Origin of the sequence: Exiguobacterium sibiricum 7-3 (genome assembly GCF_000620865.1) — a bacterium.
GTDB lineage: Bacteria > Bacillota > Bacilli > Exiguobacteriales > Exiguobacteriaceae > Exiguobacterium_A > Exiguobacterium_A sibiricum_A.
In genome coordinates this window covers 1,280,785-1,300,071 of record NZ_KK211190.1, presented here as the reverse complement: position 1 = coordinate 1,300,071, position 19,287 = coordinate 1,280,785, and the positions used below count along the sequence as shown (strand labels likewise).

20 protein-coding genes are annotated in these 19,287 nt (G+C 45.9%); 5 read left to right on the top strand and 15 right to left on the bottom strand.

Features of this window, described 5'->3' with window-relative positions:
- Window positions 1-82: 82 nt before the first annotated feature.
- The 6 genes from P402_RS0107500 to yvfG form a co-directional block, all read right to left on the bottom strand.
- Window positions 83-967 (bottom strand): diacylglycerol/lipid kinase family protein, encoded by an 885-nt coding sequence (locus tag P402_RS0107500; RefSeq protein WP_026828114.1) that lies wholly within the window; start codon window positions 965-967, stop codon window positions 83-85.
- A complete protein-coding gene (locus P402_RS0107495) occupies window positions 964-2,481 on the bottom strand; it encodes an ABC transporter permease/substrate-binding protein (protein WP_026828113.1) in 1,518 nt (505 codons plus the stop codon). Before P402_RS0107495 ends, P402_RS0107500 begins: the two co-directional genes overlap by 4 nt.
- A complete protein-coding gene (locus P402_RS0107490) occupies window positions 2,478-3,209 on the bottom strand; it encodes an ABC transporter ATP-binding protein (RefSeq protein ID WP_026828112.1) in 732 nt (243 codons plus the stop codon). The genes P402_RS0107495 and P402_RS0107490 overlap by 4 nt, the downstream gene beginning before the upstream one ends.
- Before the next feature lie 145 nt (window positions 3,210-3,354).
- Window positions 3,355-3,561 carry a hypothetical protein gene (locus P402_RS0107485; protein ID WP_012370627.1) on the bottom strand — a complete coding sequence of 69 codons (207 nt, stop codon included), beginning with the start codon at window positions 3,559-3,561 and terminating at the stop codon, window positions 3,355-3,357.
- A 60-nt stretch (window positions 3,562-3,621) separates the two neighbouring features.
- A complete protein-coding gene (locus tag P402_RS0107480) occupies window positions 3,622-4,233 on the bottom strand; it encodes an NUDIX hydrolase (protein ID WP_026828111.1) in 612 nt (203 codons plus the stop codon).
- Window positions 4,230-4,460, bottom strand: a complete 231-nt coding sequence (gene yvfG, locus P402_RS0107475) for a protein YvfG (RefSeq protein WP_233494521.1) — start codon at window positions 4,458-4,460, stop codon at window positions 4,230-4,232. Before yvfG ends, P402_RS0107480 begins: the two co-directional genes overlap by 4 nt.
- Window positions 4,461-4,540: 80 nt before the next feature.
- Here yvfG and P402_RS0107470 point away from each other — a divergent pair, with 80 nt between their 5' ends.
- Together P402_RS0107470 and P402_RS0107465 are read left to right on the top strand one after the other, a co-directional pair.
- On the top strand, window positions 4,541-6,115 hold the full coding sequence (locus tag P402_RS0107470; RefSeq protein ID WP_026828110.1) for an FAD-dependent monooxygenase: 1,575 nt from the start codon (window positions 4,541-4,543) through the stop codon (window positions 6,113-6,115).
- Window positions 6,116-6,147: 32 nt separating this feature from the next.
- Window positions 6,148-6,456, top strand: coding sequence for a hypothetical protein (locus P402_RS0107465; protein WP_026828109.1), 309 nt, complete (start codon window positions 6,148-6,150; stop codon window positions 6,454-6,456).
- Window positions 6,457-6,534: 78 nt separating this feature from the next.
- Here P402_RS0107465 and gpsB read toward each other — a convergent pair whose 3' ends face one another.
- The 6 genes from gpsB to recU all read right to left on the bottom strand — a co-directional run bounded on the left by gpsB (window position 6,535) and on the right by recU (window position 14,299).
- Window positions 6,535-6,858, bottom strand: a complete 324-nt coding sequence (gpsB, locus tag P402_RS0107460; RefSeq protein ID WP_034769853.1) for a cell division regulator GpsB — start codon at window positions 6,856-6,858, stop codon at window positions 6,535-6,537.
- A 5-nt stretch (window positions 6,859-6,863) separates the two neighbouring features.
- On the bottom strand, window positions 6,864-7,424 hold the full coding sequence (locus P402_RS0107455; RefSeq protein WP_026828107.1) for a DUF1273 domain-containing protein: 561 nt from the start codon (window positions 7,422-7,424) through the stop codon (window positions 6,864-6,866).
- Complete coding sequence (locus P402_RS0107450; RefSeq protein WP_026828106.1) at window positions 7,421-8,605, bottom strand: ribonuclease H-like domain-containing protein; 1,185 nt, start codon at window positions 8,603-8,605, stop codon at window positions 7,421-7,423. The genes P402_RS0107455 and P402_RS0107450 overlap by 4 nt, the downstream gene beginning before the upstream one ends.
- Window positions 8,602-10,866, bottom strand: coding sequence for a DEAD/DEAH box helicase (locus tag P402_RS0107445; protein ID WP_026828105.1), 2,265 nt, complete (start codon window positions 10,864-10,866; stop codon window positions 8,602-8,604). The genes P402_RS0107450 and P402_RS0107445 overlap by 4 nt, the downstream gene beginning before the upstream one ends.
- Window positions 10,867-10,972: 106 nt before the next feature.
- On the bottom strand, window positions 10,973-13,651 hold the full coding sequence (locus P402_RS16310) for a transglycosylase domain-containing protein (RefSeq protein ID WP_051525128.1): 2,679 nt from the start codon (window positions 13,649-13,651) through the stop codon (window positions 10,973-10,975).
- A gap of 33 nt (window positions 13,652-13,684) precedes the next feature.
- Entirely contained in the window at window positions 13,685-14,299 is a 615-nt protein-coding gene (recU, locus tag P402_RS0107435) for a Holliday junction resolvase RecU (protein WP_026828104.1), read from the bottom strand.
- Between the two features lie 74 nt (window positions 14,300-14,373).
- On the opposite strand from recU, the gene P402_RS0107430 reads away from it, so the two are divergent.
- The 3 genes from P402_RS0107430 (at window position 14,374) to P402_RS0107420 (ending at window position 16,613) form a co-directional block, all read left to right on the top strand.
- Window positions 14,374-14,667: a DUF1798 family protein gene (locus P402_RS0107430; RefSeq protein WP_026828103.1), complete on the top strand. Its 294-nt coding sequence runs from the start codon at window positions 14,374-14,376 to the stop codon at window positions 14,665-14,667.
- A gap of 256 nt (window positions 14,668-14,923) precedes the next feature.
- On the top strand, window positions 14,924-15,169 hold the full coding sequence (locus P402_RS0107425; RefSeq protein WP_026828102.1) for a hypothetical protein: 246 nt from the start codon (window positions 14,924-14,926) through the stop codon (window positions 15,167-15,169).
- A gap of 616 nt (window positions 15,170-15,785) precedes the next feature.
- Window positions 15,786-16,613 carry a DUF3800 domain-containing protein gene (locus P402_RS0107420; RefSeq protein WP_034770188.1) on the top strand — a complete coding sequence of 276 codons (828 nt, stop codon included), beginning with the start codon at window positions 15,786-15,788 and terminating at the stop codon, window positions 16,611-16,613.
- Window positions 16,614-16,663: 50 nt separating this feature from the next.
- Here P402_RS0107420 and nth read toward each other — a convergent pair whose 3' ends face one another.
- From nth to asnS, 3 genes are all read right to left on the bottom strand, one after another.
- Window positions 16,664-17,332 carry an endonuclease III gene (gene nth / locus P402_RS0107415; protein WP_026828100.1) on the bottom strand — a complete coding sequence of 223 codons (669 nt, stop codon included), beginning with the start codon at window positions 17,330-17,332 and terminating at the stop codon, window positions 16,664-16,666.
- A 5-nt stretch (window positions 17,333-17,337) separates the two neighbouring features.
- Window positions 17,338-17,916 carry a DnaD domain-containing protein gene (locus P402_RS0107410; RefSeq protein WP_026828099.1) on the bottom strand — a complete coding sequence of 193 codons (579 nt, stop codon included), beginning with the start codon at window positions 17,914-17,916 and terminating at the stop codon, window positions 17,338-17,340.
- Between the two features lie 71 nt (window positions 17,917-17,987).
- Window positions 17,988-19,277 (bottom strand): asparagine--tRNA ligase, encoded by a 1,290-nt coding sequence (asnS, locus tag P402_RS0107405; RefSeq protein WP_326931778.1) that lies wholly within the window; start codon window positions 19,275-19,277, stop codon window positions 17,988-17,990.
- Between the last annotated feature and the right edge of the window lie 10 nt (window positions 19,278-19,287).

Here is a 19,287-nt window from a genome sequence, read left to right as displayed (position 1 = left end):
TAAATTAAAATATTTTTCAGCTAAAAAAATCGAAGTCCGTATGGTGGACTTCGATCAGAATCATTTCAATTGACGGATATCCTCAAACTAATGTATCGATTCGACCACTGTACATCTTTAAATATTCCGGTAATACTTTGACCTCAATCGGCGAATGCATCGCCTTTTCTCCATCCGTATCAATGACTTTCGGAGAATCGGTTTTCAGAGTGAAGCCGCTTGTCAAAACATGCGTAAACGACGGTTCCGTCGCTAAGCCGATTTTTTGTAAGATGACATCACGGATCGTCGTCAAATTCACTTCGTCAACGATTACAAGATCAAGCTTGCCGTCGTTATAAGCCCCTTCCGATAAATTGGTTTCGATACCGCCGAGTGATTCGCCGTTTGCTGCTAAAATCAAGACGGCTTCCCCGGTCATCTTTTGACCTTCCGCTAACTCCAGTTCGTACGAAAATGGCTCTGCTTCCATACTTGACCGGATTGTCGAGAGATAATATCCCATTTTACCTAAACGCGCTTTTTCTTCCGTATCAATCCCGATTGACGCTTCCGCGACAAGACCTAAGCCGAGGAAATTCAAGAAATACGTATCATTGACTTGCCCAAGATCGACTTCGACGATTTGCTGGGTCGCAATCATCTCAGCGGCTAGCCTTGGAACCATCGGCAATCCTAACGTACGAGCAAAATCATTGCACGTACCGCCCGGGATAATGCCGAGAATCGGACGCGTCTCCAGTTTTGCTATTCCATTGATCACCTCAAACACGGTACCGTCCCCACCGATGACGACAAGCGCGTCAAAACCTGCCGCTTCCTCTGCGAAGTGTAACGCATCGAGTGCTTGAGCGGTTTGCCGAATGACGATTTCGTCAAACATCGCTGCTAATGGATCAATCACATCCTGTAAAAGACCGGCGCGATTCGATCCTGCCGTCGGGTTACTGATCAATAGTAATCTCATTTAAGAATTCCTTCTTTCTGTAAATAGTCACGCGCGACTTGATTCGCGGTTTTTCCACCGTAAGCGACCGCTTCGTTCATTTTCGACATCTCACTATCAGAAATTTTTCCGTCCAGCTGTTTTAACGCCTGTTCGACTTCCGGATACTCATCTAACGTCTCTTGACGAAGTAGAGGTGCTCCTTCATACGGCGGGAATAACTGTTGATCGTCTTCTAGCACGACCATATTATATTTTGCAATTTCCGGATCAGTCGAATAGGCATCGATGACTTGGATGTCTCCCGACTGCACGGCTTTATAGCGTAATTTCGGCTCCATCGTCACTACTTCTTTAAAATTAACGCCATACTTTTCTTGAATCCCTTTGTAGCCGTCTTGACGATCTTTAAACTCTAATGTGAATCCGGCTTTCAATTGATCCGCCACTTGCTGTAAATCGGAAATCGTCTTTAATTTGTATTGATCCGCCACTTTTTTCGGAACTGCGACGGCATATGTGTTGTTGTAGTTCATTGGTGGAAGTAATGCCAGTTTTTGTTTAACAAGTCCGTCGCGTGCCTGTTCAAAGACGGCTTGTTTATCGTTTGAGACCGGCTTTTCGTTCGTTAGGCTGGCAAGCACGGTTCCCGTGAATTCAGGATATAAATCAATGTCGCCGGACTGTAAAGCTTTATAGACAAATGTCGTCTTCCCGAAGTTCGGTTTGACTTGGACATTCAAATCCGTTTGGTCTTCGATGACCATTTTGTACATGTTCATCAAAATTTCTGGTTCAACACCTAATTTACCGGCGACGACCAAATCCGGTTGTTCCGTCCGCCCGAGGGCAAATGGTGTGATGATCAATGTCGCGATTAACGCCAGTGCGACGACGAGTCGACCTGTTTGACGTTTTTTTGTAGCCACTTCCGTTTGTCTTAACAACCCGTCAAACAAAAGTGCCAACAAAGCGGCAGGAATTGCACCGAGTAAGAGGAGATAATTATCGTTCCGATCAATCCCGAGCAGAATGATTGAGCCGAGTCCTCCGGCACCAATCAAAGCGGCGATTGTCGCTGTCCCGATAATCAGGACCATCGCTGTCCGGATGCCGGCCATCATGACGGGTAAGGCTAGCGGAAGCTCTACTTTCATCAGGCTTTGCATCGGAGTCATCCCACAAGCCCGTGCCGCTTCCTTCAACGATGGATCGACTTCAGCCAACCCGGTGTACGTATTACGGACGATGGGAAGAAGGGCATATAAAACAAGGGCAATGACTGAAGGAACCGTCCCGATTCCGACAAGTGGAATCATCAGACCAAGCAAAGCCAAAGAGGGAATCGTTTGGATGACTGAAGTGACACCGATTGACCATTCACTGATTTTTTTATGACGGGATAAATAAATACCGAGAGGAATAGCAATCAAACAGGCAATCACCAGTGAAAGGACCGACAACTGAATATGTTCAATCAAAGCTTGTAACAGTTCGGCTTTCCGGTCTTGATACGTCTCAAACAATCCTGTCATTGGAAAGTCCCCCTGACTTGACCCATGAATTCCTTAACGAATTCATCGTTGCTCGCCAAAATCTCCTCTTTCGTTCCGATCAAGACAATCTTGCCTTCATTCATCAAACAAATTCGACTGCCGAGTTTTAAGGCTTCATTCATGTCGTGCGTCACGAATAAGATTGTTTTCCCAAGTTCTGCGTTTAGACGTAACAAATCATTTTGCAATTGGTCTCTCGAAATCGGATCGAGTGCCGAGAACGGCTCGTCCATCAAGATGACGTCTTGTTCTGCTGCTAAAGCCCGCATGACCCCCACCCGTTGTTGTTGTCCTCCCGAAAGTTCACTCGGATATTTTTTTCTTAAATTCTCATTTAACCCCGTGAGTTGGAACAAGGTGTGCACACGTTCCTCCACTTTCTTTTTTTCCCACTTCAATAAATGCGGTACGACACTTACATTTTCTTCAATCGTCATATGCGGAAATAAGGCGATTTGTTGAAGGACGTAACCAATCTGACGACGCAATTCATGTTCATCGATTGACATGATCGGTTGACCGTTTATCCAAATTTGCCCTTCCGTGTGATCAATCAATCGATTGACCATTTTCATCGTTGTGGTTTTCCCGCAACCGGACGGACCAATCAGACAAAAAATTTCTCCCTGATTGACTGTGAAGTTTAAATCTTGGACCGCTTTTGTTCCATCTGGATATGTTTTTCCGACTGCTTTAAATTCAATCACGTACGATCCCTCCAACACCTTAATATAGTCAAGTCTATTCTTTATTATCTTTGTAAAATTTCCCTCATTTAATCGTTCTGAAACCTGATTTACACGATTCAAAAGCGCAAAAAAAACCGGCAGAAAATTCTGTCCGGTTTCCTGTTTATTTTGTTTTACGCTCTAATAATTCAATCTCCGATTTGATCAATACTTGTTTCTCGAATTCAAACCCAAGAGATTCGAAGTTTTTTGTATGTGAGAGATCGCCCACTACTGTATTGGTTAATACAGCCGTGACCTCCGCCACCCAACCTTCTTTTGTTTTTACCATATCACCGACGATATAATCAAATAACTCTTCTTCTTCCATCTTCTTCATCTCCTGACACGTTCAGATATTCTTAATCATATAAAAGAACCTGTGAAAAAGCTAGTATTGCGTCAAGGTACGAAGCATTTGACGTAATATCTTGGCTGTCAGTCCCCAAATCAAATACTCTTCATGTTCATAAAAATGTTCGACCGTTTTATACGTCCGGTCCACGTACGCATCACGATTCGCCAGACGATCTGTCGGTACGGTTTTACCGGGACGAATCCGCCATTCCATCTCACCTTGAATCGGCTCCGCTGCAAGTAAGTCAGCAAGCGCTACATAAAAGATATGATCGACTTCCATCGGCGATGGATGGATATCCTCCGCTGTCAGGATGCCGAGGTACGGATAGATGATGGAGCGATTTGGTGTCACCAGTGGCTCCAACGTACCGATGATTTCAATATCCGTAGGATTGACGTTCAGTTCTTCCGTCGTTTCGCGAATTGCCGCTTCCCGCGGTTGTTCGCCGGGATCGATCCGTCCACCGGGAAAAGCGATTTCTCCCGGTTGCGAGCGCAAAGTCTTCGCCCGGACTTGAAATAACAGATGTATTTCCCCGTTCCGCTCCACTAATGGGATTAAGACTGCTGCAGCATTTTTAGGGAGCTGTTCCGTTGAAGACGCAAACACTCGTTTGACATCATTTAATCGGAAATTCTTCATCGTGTTTCCTGCGCCACTTTCTGATACGCTTCTTCGAGATGACGCATCCGAACGATTAAATCAGCATTTTTAGCGATTCGATCGGCTAAAATCGATCCGGCCACGACTTTATAATAGGCATTCAACGCTTGGATTTTCGTCATGTACGCTTCATTTTGTTGCATGTATTCTCTAAAGTTACTCATCAAACGTTCTGTCGTAAATAATTGCTCGTTCACTGCTCTCATCCTTTCAGACGGTTTGCCGTCCAGTCGATAGTTTAATGGTAGCGAGTTTCGGCTAAGAAGTAAAATAAGGGGGGCTATACGTGAAGAAAAAAATAGATGTATTGATTATTGGTGCTGGACCGACCGGTTTGACGTTAGCACTTGCCTTATCTCGTTATGGACTGACGTTTCGGATTATCGAACGGGCAAGTGGTCCATCGGTCGTTTCGAAAGCAATCGGCATTCAGGCACGGTCGCTTGAGTTATTTGCGCGCCTTGGTGTAGCGGATGCTTTAATGGAGAATGCCATTAAAATCAATCAAGGAAACTTATATGTCAATGGAGCCTGGCAGGCAAAACTTGACTTTACGGATTTAAATACACCGTTTCCTTTCGTCACCTTATTGCCGCAAAGCGAAACCGAACGTATTCTTGAAACGCGTTTAAAAGAAGATGGCCATACGGTCGAACGCGAAACAGAGTTGACCGGTTTCGCACAATTTCCGACGTTCGTCACCGCATCGATTCGAAAAAATGATGTGACGGAAACTGTTGATGCTTCCTTTATCATCGGCGCCGATGGAGCCAATAGTTTCGTCCGGCGCGAACTCGGGCTTCCATTCAGCGGTAAGTCTTTTAAAGAGTCTTGGGCGCTGGCCGACATAGAGGTCGATTGGCCGTTATCTTCCGAAGAAGTGCATATCTTTTTCTCTGATCACGGTGTCATTGAATCCTTCCCACTCCAGTCGAATCTATTTCGGATTACAGGAAACCTGACAAACGGTGCGGTCCCGACCGATCATTCTGCCATTGAAGACTTCTTAAAAAATCGTGCGCAGGTTCCGTTCACATTGAAGAAGGTCCACTGGTATTCCATGTTCCGGGTTCACAATCGAATCATTGAAAAATTTGGGCATCACCGGATCTATTTAATCGGTGACGCGGCACATATCAATTCACCGGTCGGTGGGCAAGGCATGAACACAGGGATTGCGGATGCGATGAATTTAGCCTGGAAACTCTGGTGTGTTCATCGATTTAAAGCCAGTTTCCCCCTACTCGATTCTTACAGTGTCGAGCGGCGTGAAGCGGCACGTGGCATTTTACGTTCTACGAACCTCGCTACTGAACTATTGCAGATTAACATCCCACTTTTACTGCCGCTTCAAGAAAAAGTCATCCGGAACAGCTTAAAGATTACACCGTTACATCATTACGTCACGAACCGGATCGCGCAACTCAACAGCAACTACCAAGCGTCACAGTTGTTTGTCACGCAAGGCCGTTTCCCTCTTTTGACACCACGTCCGGGAGAACCGATGCCCTATAGTGAAGTCGTGAATCCGCGAACGAAAAAAAATGAACTGTTATTACGGCGCGCGGATCGTAATTTTCTGCTCTTGCTGTTTCTACCCCGTGAAGCGAACGAACAGATTCTCCTGCCGTTCAAGGATCTGGCCTATTCGTACCCGGATCTGTTCGAGACCGTTTCGATTCATCAGGAACTGAAGGATGATGGAGTCGTTGATCAAGGCGGCGAACTCGCCCGAAAATTTGGAATTAAACAGGCCGGTTTGTACTTGATTCGACCAGACGGGTACATTGCGTATCGTCAACAAGGCTTGAAGATTCAATCCTTCTCACGTTATCTTGAACGTTTACTTTATGCCCGCTAAGGACGTATGATAAAGATGAGGTGAGGTTTTCCATGGACTTTAATACTATTCGGATCATATTGATTGTAGTACTTGTTTTATGCTTTCTCTTCATCGTGACACGGCGGACAAAAGAATCATTGCGCTGGGTCCTATTAGGCGAAGAGTTTGGAGAAAAAGGAGAACGTTTGGCCCGTGATCATGACCGACTCGAACAAGCAGGACTCCATGTCCGGATCGAGCGCGGCGTCAAAACATCGTTTCTGTTCCGTCGTTTCAGTAAGGATTTAGATGATCGTGTGGCGCTTTATGTCTTAAAAGAAGAACTACCGGAAGCTGAAGTGCTTCTGCATCGTTCGTAATACGAAAAACGGATTCTCTATACAGAGGATCCGTTTTTTCATGTCATGTCCTGATACTTGCTATAAGTAAGGCAGCAATCAATCTTCTTGATGGGGACGTCCGAAAACAGCTTTTTCAAGATTAGAAATCCGGCGTAACATATCGTAATTGGACGAATTAGATGGTGGTGCCGTCACCTCTGGTTCCGTTCTTCGTTCTTCCCGTTTGAAACCGACAGAAGAAGATGAAGATTTCGCTTCTTCCAGTTCTCGTTTTAAACGCTCGATTTCCCGTTCAAATCCTTCATAATCTTTGATGACTTGATCAAGATAACCATCGACGTCTTCAATCACATATCCGCGTAGTCCGGTTTTGAACTCTTTTTTGTAAATATCATCTGCTGTCAATAACGGCTTATACATATGCTTCACTCCCACTGTTCATTGTAGTTCTGCTCTTGTTCCATCATCGCTAAATCATCTTGCGTAATCAGAAACAATTGATAATCCGAACGTTCCATCTCTAGTTTAGCACGTTCCACTAAATACTTGGCTGATCCGCCGTGTTCTTCATCATAGACAGACAACAACCCTTGACTCTTTTGAATCATGAATTCCGTTTTGTTTCGGAACTGGGATGGATTTTCATACGGTTTTTGACTGATGGCATCCACGAAGTCCGCTTGATTCAACACAGCTAGGTATTGGGCTTGAACGGGCTCTTTCCATTTTGACTCTTGTTCCAAAAAAGGAAGAAGGATTCCTAACCGTATCTCCGGATACTCTTGTTTGAGTTCCAGAATGACTTCACATGCCCAAAGTTCGCATCCCGGCGTAGCACTTGTAATGAACCAGGTCGTTCCCATGTCTTCGATCAAACGGATTATCCGTTCCCGGTAAGCAGCTTTTAAGATGTTGATTCCTGGATGCTTTTGATCAAAAATCCCGAGTTCAGCCGGTTTGTACCCTGTTACTGCGACGACATTCATTCGCGACACTTCCTTTGCAGGCGTAAGCTCCGATGGTCTAACTCAGCAAACAATCGTTCTCGCCGCGAAGCTAACAACTGCTGATTTTCTAATAGACGTTTGGCTCGTTCAGTATAATCATAAGCAACGGAAGGTTGTTTGGCAATGTGCTCGGCCCATTTTGCCAGTTCGATGAATCCTTCATACGTTTCACTTTTTTCAAAGCAAATTTTGGCCTTCTCATGTTGGTGCAATTTTTTATATAACCGCCCTTGACGCAACCAACCTTGAGCCGTCAATTCGTCAGCTTGTCCAAAATGTTCGGCTGATTGTTCATTTATACCTAAATCCGCTAACCAGACCCCAATGTTCTCACGAATCCGTGACGTGGCTTCTTGGCGGTGCGTCACAAGCCGATTACATTCGTCATATAAACTCACCAGTGTCAAACAATCATGCAAATGGTGTTCTAATACGCCTTCCATAATCGCTGGATTCTGGTGTTCGACGTATTGAAAATAATGCATCGGTGCTAAAAATCCAGGTAAATCATCCATTCGTTCAAATCCAATTCGCTCCTCCATTGCCGTCAAACGGAATGAATCGTACATTCCTTTGAACATCCGTCGGCAGACATGGAGTAAATCCAAATGACCCACTTTCGGCAGACGGGGGACACGCTCCCGGACAAAAACGTGACGGGTCTTAATCTGCGGCCAATCAAAGCTTTTTCCGTTATAGGTGACGAACCGGACATCATCCCCGATATCATGCAGAAAATGATGATAAAGAGCCGCCTCATAATGCGGATGCGGTAAAAAATACTGCCGCATCAGCAACTCCCCTCGTTCAAAGCGGGCGAATCCCAACAGAAAAATCGTCGTTCCCGTCCCCTTTAATCCGGTCGTCTCCGTATCGAAAAATATGACCTGTTCGAGCGGGACATCGAGGGCGAGTGGCGGATGGGGCAACTGCAACGATTCAAACACTTCGGCATACGAACGATGTCCATGTTTGGCCTGCAGTGGATACCGGTGATCGATCCGGACAATCCATTCGTCTTCAAACGTGAGGATATCTGCTCCTCGATCCAACCAAGCGGTTTGTTCGGCTGATGTCATTTGTTCCTGATCCGTCGATGAGGAGCTTGCTGTCGGCTCGGTCTCCGTCGTCTTCAACATCCGTCTCAGCTTATTTTTCATGATAATTCCTTCTCCATTTCAGCTAGCATTCTGATTGTCCGCTCTTTTTCATCAGACAAGCCGATCATTACGATACACGCCGGACAACCATCCTGACAAGGACAGGTCTCGATTGAATCCCGTGCGGCCCGTAGCATGACTCCACGTTGCTTATAAATCGATTCTGCCAATCCGACACCGCCAGGGTAACGGTCATACAGATAGATTGTCGGTTTTTGCGTATGGGTCGCTTTGACCTGGGGCACAACAAAGACATCACTGGCATCACACATCAAATACAGCGGGGCGACCCGTCTTAAGCTGTTCGCTACCCCCTCGATGACTTGTTCCAGTTCCGTACTCGAGGATGCTTCTTCCGGCAACGAAAACCAGACCCCCGTCGTGTGGATTTCCCGTTCTGGTAGATGAATCGGACCCGATCCGATGTTTTCATGTGTTCCGAACTTGATTTTCTTGAACATCGTGGCCATACCGCGGACACTGACATCACCTCGGGCGACACTGAAATCTCCATTCGTGTAACTGTCATCCTCATCGAGCACGGAGAGTTCGACTGAAAAATTCGCATCCGTATAATAATCGACGTCGACCGCACGAACAAAGGCTTTCTTCTCTTCAAAATCCAAGACTTCAACTTGATACTGGTCCGCCCCATGTAAATAGATCGCTTCATCGTGCAAAAGGGTCATCGCACTGAACGTATCCATTTCACCGATGACACGATTCGGAACTTCCGTTTGGTCAACGATGATGACATTTTCCTGATCACTGGAGCGCAGAGAAATACCATGAGCTGGAAATGCATCATTCATCCAATAATAACGTTCCCCCCGTTGATGCAAGACACGTTCTTCGACTAGATAATCGAGAATATCCTCTGTCTCCAGTGTCCCGAATGACTCACCACGGCGAAACGGCAGTTCAAATGCCGCACATTTGATGTGATCAACCGCAATGATAAGATTATCTGGATCAAGTCGTGCAGCTTCCGGTGATTGATTTAAAAACAATTCAGGACGTTCTGCGACATACTGATCGAGCATCCCGGAAGAAGCGACTAAAATAATCAAAGCATCGTCTTGACGCCGACCGGCCCGACCGGCTTGTTGCCATAACGAAGCAATCGTTCCCGGATAACCGTTCATGATACAGACTTGTAGTTGTCCGATATCGACACCGAGCTCTAACGCGTTCGTCGAAACGATACCTGTAATTTCACCTTTACGCAACCGTCTTTCAATATCGCGGCGTTCACTTGGAAGATATCCGCCACGATATCCTTCAATTGATTTCGGCCCCAGCTCAAACCGGATCAAACTTCGGAGATACGTCAGTAACACCTCGACTCTTACCCGTGAGCGGGCAAAAACAATCGTTTGAAACTTCTTTTTGATGAATCGCGACGCCAATTGTTTTGTCTCAAGTGTTGCTGAACGACGGATGCCGAGCTGCGCATTGACGATTGGTGGTTGATAGACGATAAAATGTTTTCGCCCGGTTGGTGCCCCGTTGTCGTCAATCAATTGAACTTTTTTCTCTGTCAAACGTTCCGCCAGTTCTTGTGGATTGGCAATCGTCGCACTCGTCATGATAAAGATTGGATCACTGCCGTAATAACGGCAAATCCGTCGCAACCGTCGGATGACATTCGCAACATGGCTTCCGAACACACCCCGATACGTATGCAGTTCGTCAATCACGATATGCGATAGATTTTCAAACAGTTCAATCCATTTCGTATGGTGTGGCAAGATTCCGGAATGTAACATATCCGGATTCGTAATCACGATATTCCCGGCTTTTCGAACTTTTGTCCGAATCGTGGGTGACGTATCCCCATCGTACGTAAAACAGCGGATTGGTGCTTCCATCTCATCAATCAGTTCCAGCAACTCACTGTTTTGATCTTGAGCCAATGCTTTCGTCGGATACAGATACAGTGCCCGTGCATTTGGATTTTTCAAGAGATGGGATAAAATCGGTAAGTTAAAGCAATAGGTTTTCCCTGAAGCCGTCGGTGTAACAATCACCGTCGATGCACCGCTTTGAACGGTTCGAAATGCTAATTCTTGGTGGCGGTACAACGATGTGATGCCTCTGCCTTCTAGTGCCTGGCGTAAACGCTCCGGCATCTCTTTTGGAAACGGTGCATAACGTCCGGCAGTCGCTTCCATCGTTTTCATATATGTGACACGTTCCATGAACGAACGATCGGCTTTTAATTCTTCTAAATAGGTGACAAGTGATTGTCTTGATTCCATTGCCCCACTTCCTTCCTGAACTCCATTATACAAAAAAAGAGAAGCAAGACCGAAGAAACATACCCGTTTCTTCGGTCTTATCTTCTTCAAGTAATCTCTCTACTCGTTATTGCTGCGTTTCTGATTCTGATTGTGGATCGGCGGGCGCATTATCCTGACCGCGCCCTTGGTTACCGTTCGATGCATTTCCTCGGTCCGACTGAGTAGATGCTCCGTCGCTTGAGGCTGGATCGTCCGTTGCCGGTTCGTCCGTCGCTGGCTGATCTGTTGTCGGTTCATCCGTCGTTGGCTCATCCGTTGCCGGTTCGTCCGTCGTTGGCTCATCCGTTGCCGGTTCGTCCGTCGTTGGCTCATCCGTTGCCGGTTCGTCCGTTGCCGGTTCGTCCGTTGTTGGCTCATCCGTTGCCGGTTCGTCCGTCGTTGGCTCATCCGTTGTCGGTTCGTCCGTTGCCGGTTCGTCCGTTGTCGGCTGATCCGTTTCGACGTCTGCAACCGTCACAGTCGTTGAAACGGGACCCGACTGTTCACCAGACGCTTTCGCAACAACCGTAAATGTCGTCCGCCCCGGATCAAGTCGGTTAATTCCGATCCGATTCGTAGAGCTGGTGCCAAGCACCGATTGTTTTCCGTCCGGGTCAGTCATTGATACTTCAAACGACACGCTGTCATAGCCGTTAGTCCGAAGCGCTGAATCATTATAACTCCAGGTCAGTTCACCAGACTCCGAGTCTTCATTGTAAGATGCTTGTAAGCCAGTCGGAGCTGGTACTGCCTTTTTTTCGACAACCGGTTCTTTTGTCCCTTTGACATACAGTTCTTCCCCGATACTGAGGACAGAACTTGGTTGTTCAAATGGCGCAGGAGTCCGGTCACGTGTTTTTGTGACGAAATCTTTCCAAATATTTTGTGCCATTGTACTGTTTGTCGGTCCGCTCAAACCTAACTCGTTGTTGTTCCCCGACTTAGTTGTTCCGGTCCAGACACTGATCGAGACATCTGATGTGTAACCGGCAAACCAAACATCTTTATAGGCATTGGTTGTTCCGGTTTTACCTGCTGCGTCGAAGGCAAGAGCAGCACTTGGGAACGTCCCACCCGGTTTGAGAACATCACGCAACATATCCGTTAACATGTAAGCTGTATAATCTTCCATCGCTTTTTTCGGTTTGACAGGTGATTTGATTTTTGAGCCGTCACTGTATTCAATCGTTTTGATGATGTGCGGTTTGATGTAGTCACCGCCATTACCAAGCGTGGCGTAAGCAGAAGCCATTTGTGTCGTATTGAATCCGTGTTTCATTCCACCGATTGCATATGCCGGTGAAATCGATTCATCTTTTTGTAAGCCTAATCCAGACTTAGCTGCAAAACTTTCGACCGTGTCGCCTCCGATTTGTTGGAACGTTTGAATGGCAGGCGTATTGGCAGAAATCTTCAGCCAGTGGCGGATCGTATTAGTTCCACGGTAACCGTCATAATAGTTGCCGATGTTTTTGCCGTTGACTTCTGTTTCCTGGTCCGTCAGCATTTTAGCCGTTGACCATTTCTCATTTTCAATGGCTGGTCCATATGCGAAAAATGGTTTCGCTGATGAGCCGGGTTGATGCGGTTCTTTGGCAAAGTTACGACGCGCAGTACCTGTACCAGGCTTTTTCCCGTCAACGATTCCTAAAATCTCACCCGTTTGTGTATTAACTGCCGTTGCCGCTGCTTCCGCATAATCCGGTAACTGGACAATCTGATCTTTTTTAATAGCTTCATTCATATAATCGTGCATCGGCTTATCGATGGATGTATAGACTTTTAATCCTTGGCCGTAAATATCCTTGCCTTCTAAACCAAACACATCTTCTAGCTCTTGCGAAACCATATCAAAGATGACACTGTCGTAAGCCGCATCGTCTTTTGATTTCGGTGCCGGATCAATCAATTTTGAGATCGGTTGATCGACTGCCTTATCACGTTGTTGTTGCGTGATGACACCTGTCGTCAACATGGCATCAAGAACCTGTGTCTGACGCCATTTCGTTAACTTCGGACTTCCTTGAATCGGATCGTAAGCCGATGGACGTTGCGGTAGACCGGCAAGCATCGCAGCTTCTGCATAGTTCAGCTTATCGACCGTCTTGTTGAAGTAGGCTTTTGACGCCGTCTGAATACCGTACGATTCTTGACCGTAATAGTTTTTATTTAAATACATTTCAAGAATCTGTTCTTTCGTGTAGTCCCGTTCCAGACGAATCGCTAACCATTGTTCCTGGACTTTCCGGGTAATGGTCTTGTCTGAGCTTAAAAACGATTGTTTGATGACCTGTTGCGTAATGGTCGAAGCGCCTTCTGAACCAAATCCATCTGTGATGTTGGCAATAATGGCGCCGCCTAAGCGACGGAAGTCGATTCCGTTGTGCTGATAAAAACGCCGGTCTTCGATTGAAATAAACGCATCTTTCACAACATCAGGAACTTCTTTAATCGACACATACTCCCGACTCGTCCCACCCTTTTTAATCTCTTCTTTATTGCTCGCATAAATCTTTAGCGGGAGCGCATCACGTAACTTTGATTCATCAAGCTCCGGAGCGGTCGCAACGGCATATGCCGCGAACCCGCCACCCGCAATCATCATCAGGATAAATACTCCTGTAGCGATTAATAAAAGCTTTTTCCAAAGCGGACCTTTACCACCGGAACCGCTTGTTTTTTTCTTTTTCGGACGCTTTGTCCGATTCGTTTGTTTGGCTGACGTCTTCGTCTCTTCACGACGTGCGACACGACTTCTTTCCATATGCTATCCTTCTCCTTCAATCTGTAAAGTTTCTCAAGTGAAATATAACTCGTCCACTGCCGGTAAATAATCAATCGCAGGAAACGCACCTGTCTCGAGTTTTTTCCCGTGCCGTTCGATTTCGTCTAGCGGAATCGATTTTCTACCCGTTTCCAGTTGCTCCCACCATGGGAACAGATGCTCGGCAGATAACACATATTGCACATTATACATACTGAATCGAATGATGACAAAACAAATTCCTCCATGTGCGATACATTGACGCATGTGCTCGATTTGATGGGTATGAAAGTTTTTTAGTGGGAAGGATGTTTTATGATTGGTTTCCTTCGCTTCAAAATCGATGTATTTTCCGCGGTACACACCATTGTAGTCTGTTGTCGAAGGTTGCTTGAAGTACGCTTCCTTGACGACGGCAGCCGACCGTTTCGGATAATCAACTTGGACGATTTGTAGAGGGGTAGGTTTCTTGTGAATGATTGCCCGATTATGCGTCAAGTAAAACATATTACTTTCATTGATGAGTTTTTCAAGCTTCATTCCGCGATTTGAAAAAGTCGATCCCTTGGAGCGTGCACTTCGGATCGCCATACCATGCGGTTCTACTGGTTTTTGAAATTTTTTACCATTCGGGTAATTCAAAACGATTCCCCTCCTAACGCGTTTATTGTACCATGATATGTGATTGTATCGTATCGGCCGAGAGGAGTAGTTAAAAACAAATGACAATAGAACCGTTACTTCAGGATATTGAACGGATTTACCAAGCTGGACGAAATGGTCAGGAATATGACTTTCAAACCGATGTCATCCCCTTCGTCGCGCAAGCAGACGTCCTGATTGAAGCCTGGCAACAAAATGCACAGAACAGTCCTTATTTGCGCCCGGCGATGGTCGAGAGTGCCGTTGATCAGCTGAAACAGTTGTCCGTTCAGGCATTCCAACCGAAAACCAGTTTAAAACGCTTTAACGAAACCATCAAGTCTGTCCGTTATATCGATCAACTGATGCAATAATCAAAGGAACTCTATTTTTCGTCACGTAATCCCGGATCTAAAATGGACATTCTGAATATGTAATCTGATAACTAGATGACATGTTTTGGTTAACAGTTTGAGAGTATAGATTGGCAAATGAGCTGATTTCCCTTATGATTTTTGCGTATTTAGAATGATTGTATGTATGATGAATTGACTAATTTTCATCAAACCAAGCATAATGATAAACAGCAAAGCGGTACACAACCTGCTTTGCTACGAAAGGATGTTGTTTATGTCAGCAAAAAAAATGTGGTCAGTAGAAGGTTATGAAGAACACGGTGTAGAGAACCATCGTGAAGCAGATAAGACTGAATCGTTCACGAATGAGGCTGAAGCCCGTACAGCCGCTAAAAAAATGGCTGATAAGTTCGATAATCTCGATGTATATGTCATTTATACGAATACCGTGAATGGTAAAACAGAAGAAAAATTCTTTAATTCTGATGGATCTTACAGTGAAGAAGGATTTGAATGGTAACATCGAAGCCGTCTAATTGACGGCTTTTTTTGTATGAAAATAGTCTGGTTAAAACGTGCTCCCCCCTCCTCTACCAAGCTGCTCATTACTTTTCCAACTAGAAACATCATGTGTCTTTTTCTAAAGCTACTCCCATTTGAGTAAATGTTTGGTTCACTTCATCGCGTTACTCTTCTTAATTTTTTTAGATGTTGTGCCGTTTGGTCCATCGTCAATTTTACGAAAAATATCCCCACTGTCATAATCAGGCAGGAAGGAGAAGCTATATGACGAATATAAAAAAAGAACCCTATTACCGGTAAACGGGCAGTCCGAACCCGCTTTAAATGCGATGAACAAAAAAAGCAACAATCCTCTCGTATGCTTTGGCGAAGTCAACGGAACAGTGTCCAGGAAAGATTGGTCATGCAAGTTGTGCAATAACCATGGATTTATATAGCCGTGTCAGTGTAAAGTTACATAAAGAGGTAACAGATGTGCTTGGTCTTAATAAAAGTGTGCAGTATGTGTGCAATTGGAGGAGATTCGCTTGAATAAAAGAGAACCAAGAAACGTGAAAAACGTTGATGTCAAAGGATTTCCTAGGACTACAAACTCAACACCCAAAAAATATGTCATGTTTGTCGATGAGACCGGAACACCAAAAGGAAATACCCAATTTAATCTGACCGGCGTCTTGATGGAATATAAGTATGCCATCGACTCAGACGAAACCGGTGAACCCAGTCCATTACGCAAACGATTGATGGAATTCAAATCGTCTGTTTTCGAAGATCCGCACATTCCGCTTCATCTGAAAGAAATCTTAAAGGCGGAACATCCGTATGGCAAGGAAGATGGCATCACGATTGATATGTTACGTCATTTTTGGGTTGCCTTACCGGACTTTTTAGTCGACATCGATTGTACGATTGTCAGCGTTGAAGTCGATAAACAAAAATTACAGGAATTTTATTCGACACCGAAAGATCCGTATGTCGTTGCCTTTGCCCACCTGATGAAATCGTTTTACGCATTCCTTGAAGAAACGGAAGCGACAAGCGCCCGGGTCGTGCTCGAAAGTCGGGATGATTATCAGAATCTGCTGATTCAAAAAGCATTTTTTGATATCTTCAACTCCGGGACCGTTCATTTGGACGTGGAGAAAAGCCGTCAAAAAATCAAAGGCTTTATTTTTGCTGAAAAGGATAGCGACCTCTACCAATCTGGTCTTGAGATTGCCGATCTTGTCTGTCTCCCTCTTTCCCGCGTCAGACGTGGCGTGATTGAGGTGAAACCCCGGTTTGTCCATTATGGGGACGAAAACCGAATTTTCAAAGCCATCAAAAATAAGATTTACATTCGCCGTGACAGTCCCGATCAGGATTTCCGCAACTGGGGCTTTAAAAAGGTTCCGATCACGAAAAAACGCCGCGAATGGTCCGATACACCGTGGAACGGATAATTTTTTAACCAAAAACAGCGTCCTGCCAAAAGTGGCAGGACGCTGTTTTGTCATTCCCCCGCAAGCGGCGGCAATAATCCTTTTGTCCGCTTTTTCCCTTCCCGGCACATGTCGAGCAACGGGCACTCCAGACAGTTTGGCCGTTGCGCCTTACAGTGGTATCGCCCAAAAAAGATGAACTGATGATGCAGCTTCGACCACCGCTCTCGCTTAAACCGTTTCGTCAAGGTCTGTTCGACTTGCGTGACATTGTCCTTCCACCGACAGATGCCGAGACGTTTTGACACCCGTTCGACATGCGTATCAACCGCAAACGCCGGCACGTCAAATGCAACAGACAAGACGACGTTCGCCGTTTTTCGTCCGACTCCCGGTAAGGCTTCGAGCCCTGCGCGATCCGTCGGAACTTCACCATCATGTAACACCAGCAATTGCTCTGCTAGCGCTTTAATGTTTTTTGCTTTGTTGCGATACAACCCAAGCCGTTTGATTTTTTCTTCAATCTCTTCGACCGGCGCTGCAGCCAACTGATTCGGAGTCGGATACGCGGCAAATAGCCCCGGGGTCACCTTATTGACCAATACGTCTGTTGCTTGCGCACTGAGAGCCACGGCAACGACGAGTTCAAACGGATTTTGGTGAACCAATTCACAAAAGGCATCCGGAAACATCTCTTCCAGTGTCGATTCGATCCGTTCAATGTCTGCTTTTCGTAACATCCCCGTCAGCTCCCTCTCGTCGCCAAATCTTCGAGCGTTTTGATACCTTCTCGTTCCCATGTCCGTAAAATTTGATTGATGTACGTCATCTTCCGGACATTATGGTAGACGGCTTCCCGTAAGGCAGCAAGAACAAGCTCTTCTGCAATGTTTTCAATCGTTAGCCATTGAATGATCTGTTCCATCTGAAACGGTGACATCATCCCAAGCTCACGCTCAAAATGCTGGAAGACAGATGGATTGATCGTATCGAAATTTGGCGCTTCCTGTTCCGGTGGTGCCATTAACTTTTCATAAAGCGGCACCAGGGAATAACGTTCCGAGCCGGCGACATTCTCCATCGCGAGTAATCCTTTTTGAAGCAGTCCAAGTGTCGTCTCAATCGTTTCCGTTTCCGAAAGTCCGAGCCGGTTGCTGAGTTCCTCTGGTGACGGCATCTCCATCCCTTCGGCGCGACAGGCAAACAATTGTCCGATCAGTGTAAACTCAACAAAACTGATTCCAAGACGTTTAGCTTCTGTAAACAATCGTTTAGGGAGGACAACCGTTCCTTCCTCAAACAGCTGAATTAAATTATGATCCATGATACTTCCTCGATTCTTTATTGTAAGCAAGAAATCGACCCGTCCGAGGGATGGGTCGATTTCGATCACTATTACGGATACAATCGGTTCAGCAGACGTGGGAATGGAATCGTCTCGCGGACGTGTTCGACTCCTGTGATCCAGGCGACAGTCCGTTCAAGACCAAGACCAAAACCACTGTGCGGTACTGATCCATATTTACGTGTTTCCAAGTACCATTTGTAAGCACCGGTTTCATCCAGGTCATGTTCCTTCATACCGGCAAGCAGCTTCTCATAGTCTTCTTCCCGTTGTGAACCACCAACGATTTCTCCGTACCCTTCCGGCGCAATCAAATCGTCACATAACACGAAGCCCGGGTTTTCCGGATCTTCTTTCATGTAGAATGGTTTGATGTCTTTTGGCCAGTGTGTAATGAAGACGGGACGCGCGAACGTGTTGGCGATTGCCGTTTCATGCGGAGCACCGAAATCATCGCCGAATTCGATATCGTCAAAGCCTTGTTCTTTCAGCATGTCAATCGCTTCCGTATATTTTACACGCGGGAACGGGGCTTGAATGTTTTCGAGAACCGTCAAGTCACGCTCGAGCAACTCGAGCTCTGGACGACAGTTTTTCAAAGCCGATTGAACAAGATGTGACACATAGTTTTCCTGAACTTCGAGATTCATGTCGTGATCATAAAACGCCATCTCCGGCTCCATCATCCAGAACTCGATCAAGTGGCGGCGTGTCTTTGATTTTTCGGCACGGAATGTCGGGCCAAATGAGAAGACTTTGCCGAGTGCCATCGCGGCTGCTTCCATATAGAGTTGACCGGATTGTGACAAGTAGGCATCTTCGTCAAAATATTTCGTATGGAACAATTCAGTTGTCCCTTCCGGTGCACTGCCTGTCAAAATCGGAGGATCGACTTTAATGAACCCTTCTTGGTTAAAGAATTCATATGTCGCCCGAATCAGTTCGTTCCGGACAACCATGACGGCATGTTGACGTTTTGAGCGCAACCAGAGGTGACGGTTATCCATTAAGAAGTCCGTTCCGTGTGCTTTTGGTGTGATCGGATAATCGATTGCTTCATGAATCACTTCAATCGCTGTGATTTCCATTTCATGACCGATTGCTGTCCGTCCACCATCCGATTTGATGACACCTGTCACCCACATCGATGTTTCCTGCGTCAATCCTTTAGCCGTTTTGAACAAATCTTCCCCGACCGTTTCCTTGACGACGACTCCTTGCATGAAGCCTGAGCCATCCCGCAATTGAAGAAACGCAATTTTCCCGCTCGAACGTTTATTGGCGAGCCAACAACCAATCGTGATTTCCTCGCCTACGTGTTTCTCTACATCCCGAATCATTGCTTTCAAA

What these genes read in the sequence shown, in the direction of transcription:
- P402_RS0107465 (WP_026828109.1), top strand. Translation starts at nt 6,148, where the DNA reads ATGGACTTTAATACTATTCGGATCATATTGATTGTAGTACTTGTTTTA.
- yvfG (WP_233494521.1), bottom strand. Translation starts at nt 4,460, where the DNA reads ATGAGAGCAGTGAACGAGCAATTATTTACGACAGAACGTTTGATGAGT.
- P402_RS0107495 (WP_026828113.1), bottom strand. Translation starts at nt 2,481, where the DNA reads ATGACAGGATTGTTTGAGACGTATCAAGACCGGAAAGCCGAACTGTTA.
- P402_RS0107430 (WP_026828103.1), top strand. Translation starts at nt 14,374, where the DNA reads ATGACAATAGAACCGTTACTTCAGGATATTGAACGGATTTACCAAGCT.
- P402_RS0107485 (WP_012370627.1), bottom strand. Translation starts at nt 3,561, where the DNA reads ATGGAAGAAGAAGAGTTATTTGATTATATCGTCGGTGATATGGTAAAA.
- P402_RS0107500 (WP_026828114.1), bottom strand. Translation starts at nt 967, where the DNA reads ATGAGATTACTATTGATCAGTAACCCGACGGCAGGATCGAATCGCGCC.
- P402_RS0107455 (WP_026828107.1), bottom strand. Translation starts at nt 7,424, where the DNA reads ATGAATGTCGTCGCAGTAACAGGGTACAAACCGGCTGAACTCGGGATT.
- P402_RS16310 (WP_051525128.1), bottom strand. Translation starts at nt 13,651, where the DNA reads ATGGAAAGAAGTCGTGTCGCACGTCGTGAAGAGACGAAGACGTCAGCC.
- P402_RS0107410 (WP_026828099.1), bottom strand. Translation starts at nt 17,916, where the DNA reads ATGGATCATAATTTAATTCAGCTGTTTGAGGAAGGAACGGTTGTCCTC.
- P402_RS0107425 (WP_026828102.1), top strand. Translation starts at nt 14,924, where the DNA reads ATGTCAGCAAAAAAAATGTGGTCAGTAGAAGGTTATGAAGAACACGGT.
- P402_RS0107480 (WP_026828111.1), bottom strand. Translation starts at nt 4,233, where the DNA reads ATGAAGAATTTCCGATTAAATGATGTCAAACGAGTGTTTGCGTCTTCA.
- P402_RS0107445 (WP_026828105.1), bottom strand. Translation starts at nt 10,866, where the DNA reads ATGGAATCAAGACAATCACTTGTCACCTATTTAGAAGAATTAAAAGCC.
- gpsB (WP_034769853.1), bottom strand. Translation starts at nt 6,858, where the DNA reads ATGTATAAGCCGTTATTGACAGCAGATGATATTTACAAAAAAGAGTTC.
- P402_RS0107420 (WP_034770188.1), top strand. Translation starts at nt 15,786, where the DNA reads ATGTTTGTCGATGAGACCGGAACACCAAAAGGAAATACCCAATTTAAT.
- asnS (WP_326931778.1), bottom strand. Translation starts at nt 19,277, where the DNA reads ATGATTCGGGATGTAGAGAAACACGTAGGCGAGGAAATCACGATTGGT.
- P402_RS0107450 (WP_026828106.1), bottom strand. Translation starts at nt 8,605, where the DNA reads ATGAAAAATAAGCTGAGACGGATGTTGAAGACGACGGAGACCGAGCCG.
- nth (WP_026828100.1), bottom strand. Translation starts at nt 17,332, where the DNA reads ATGTTACGAAAAGCAGACATTGAACGGATCGAATCGACACTGGAAGAG.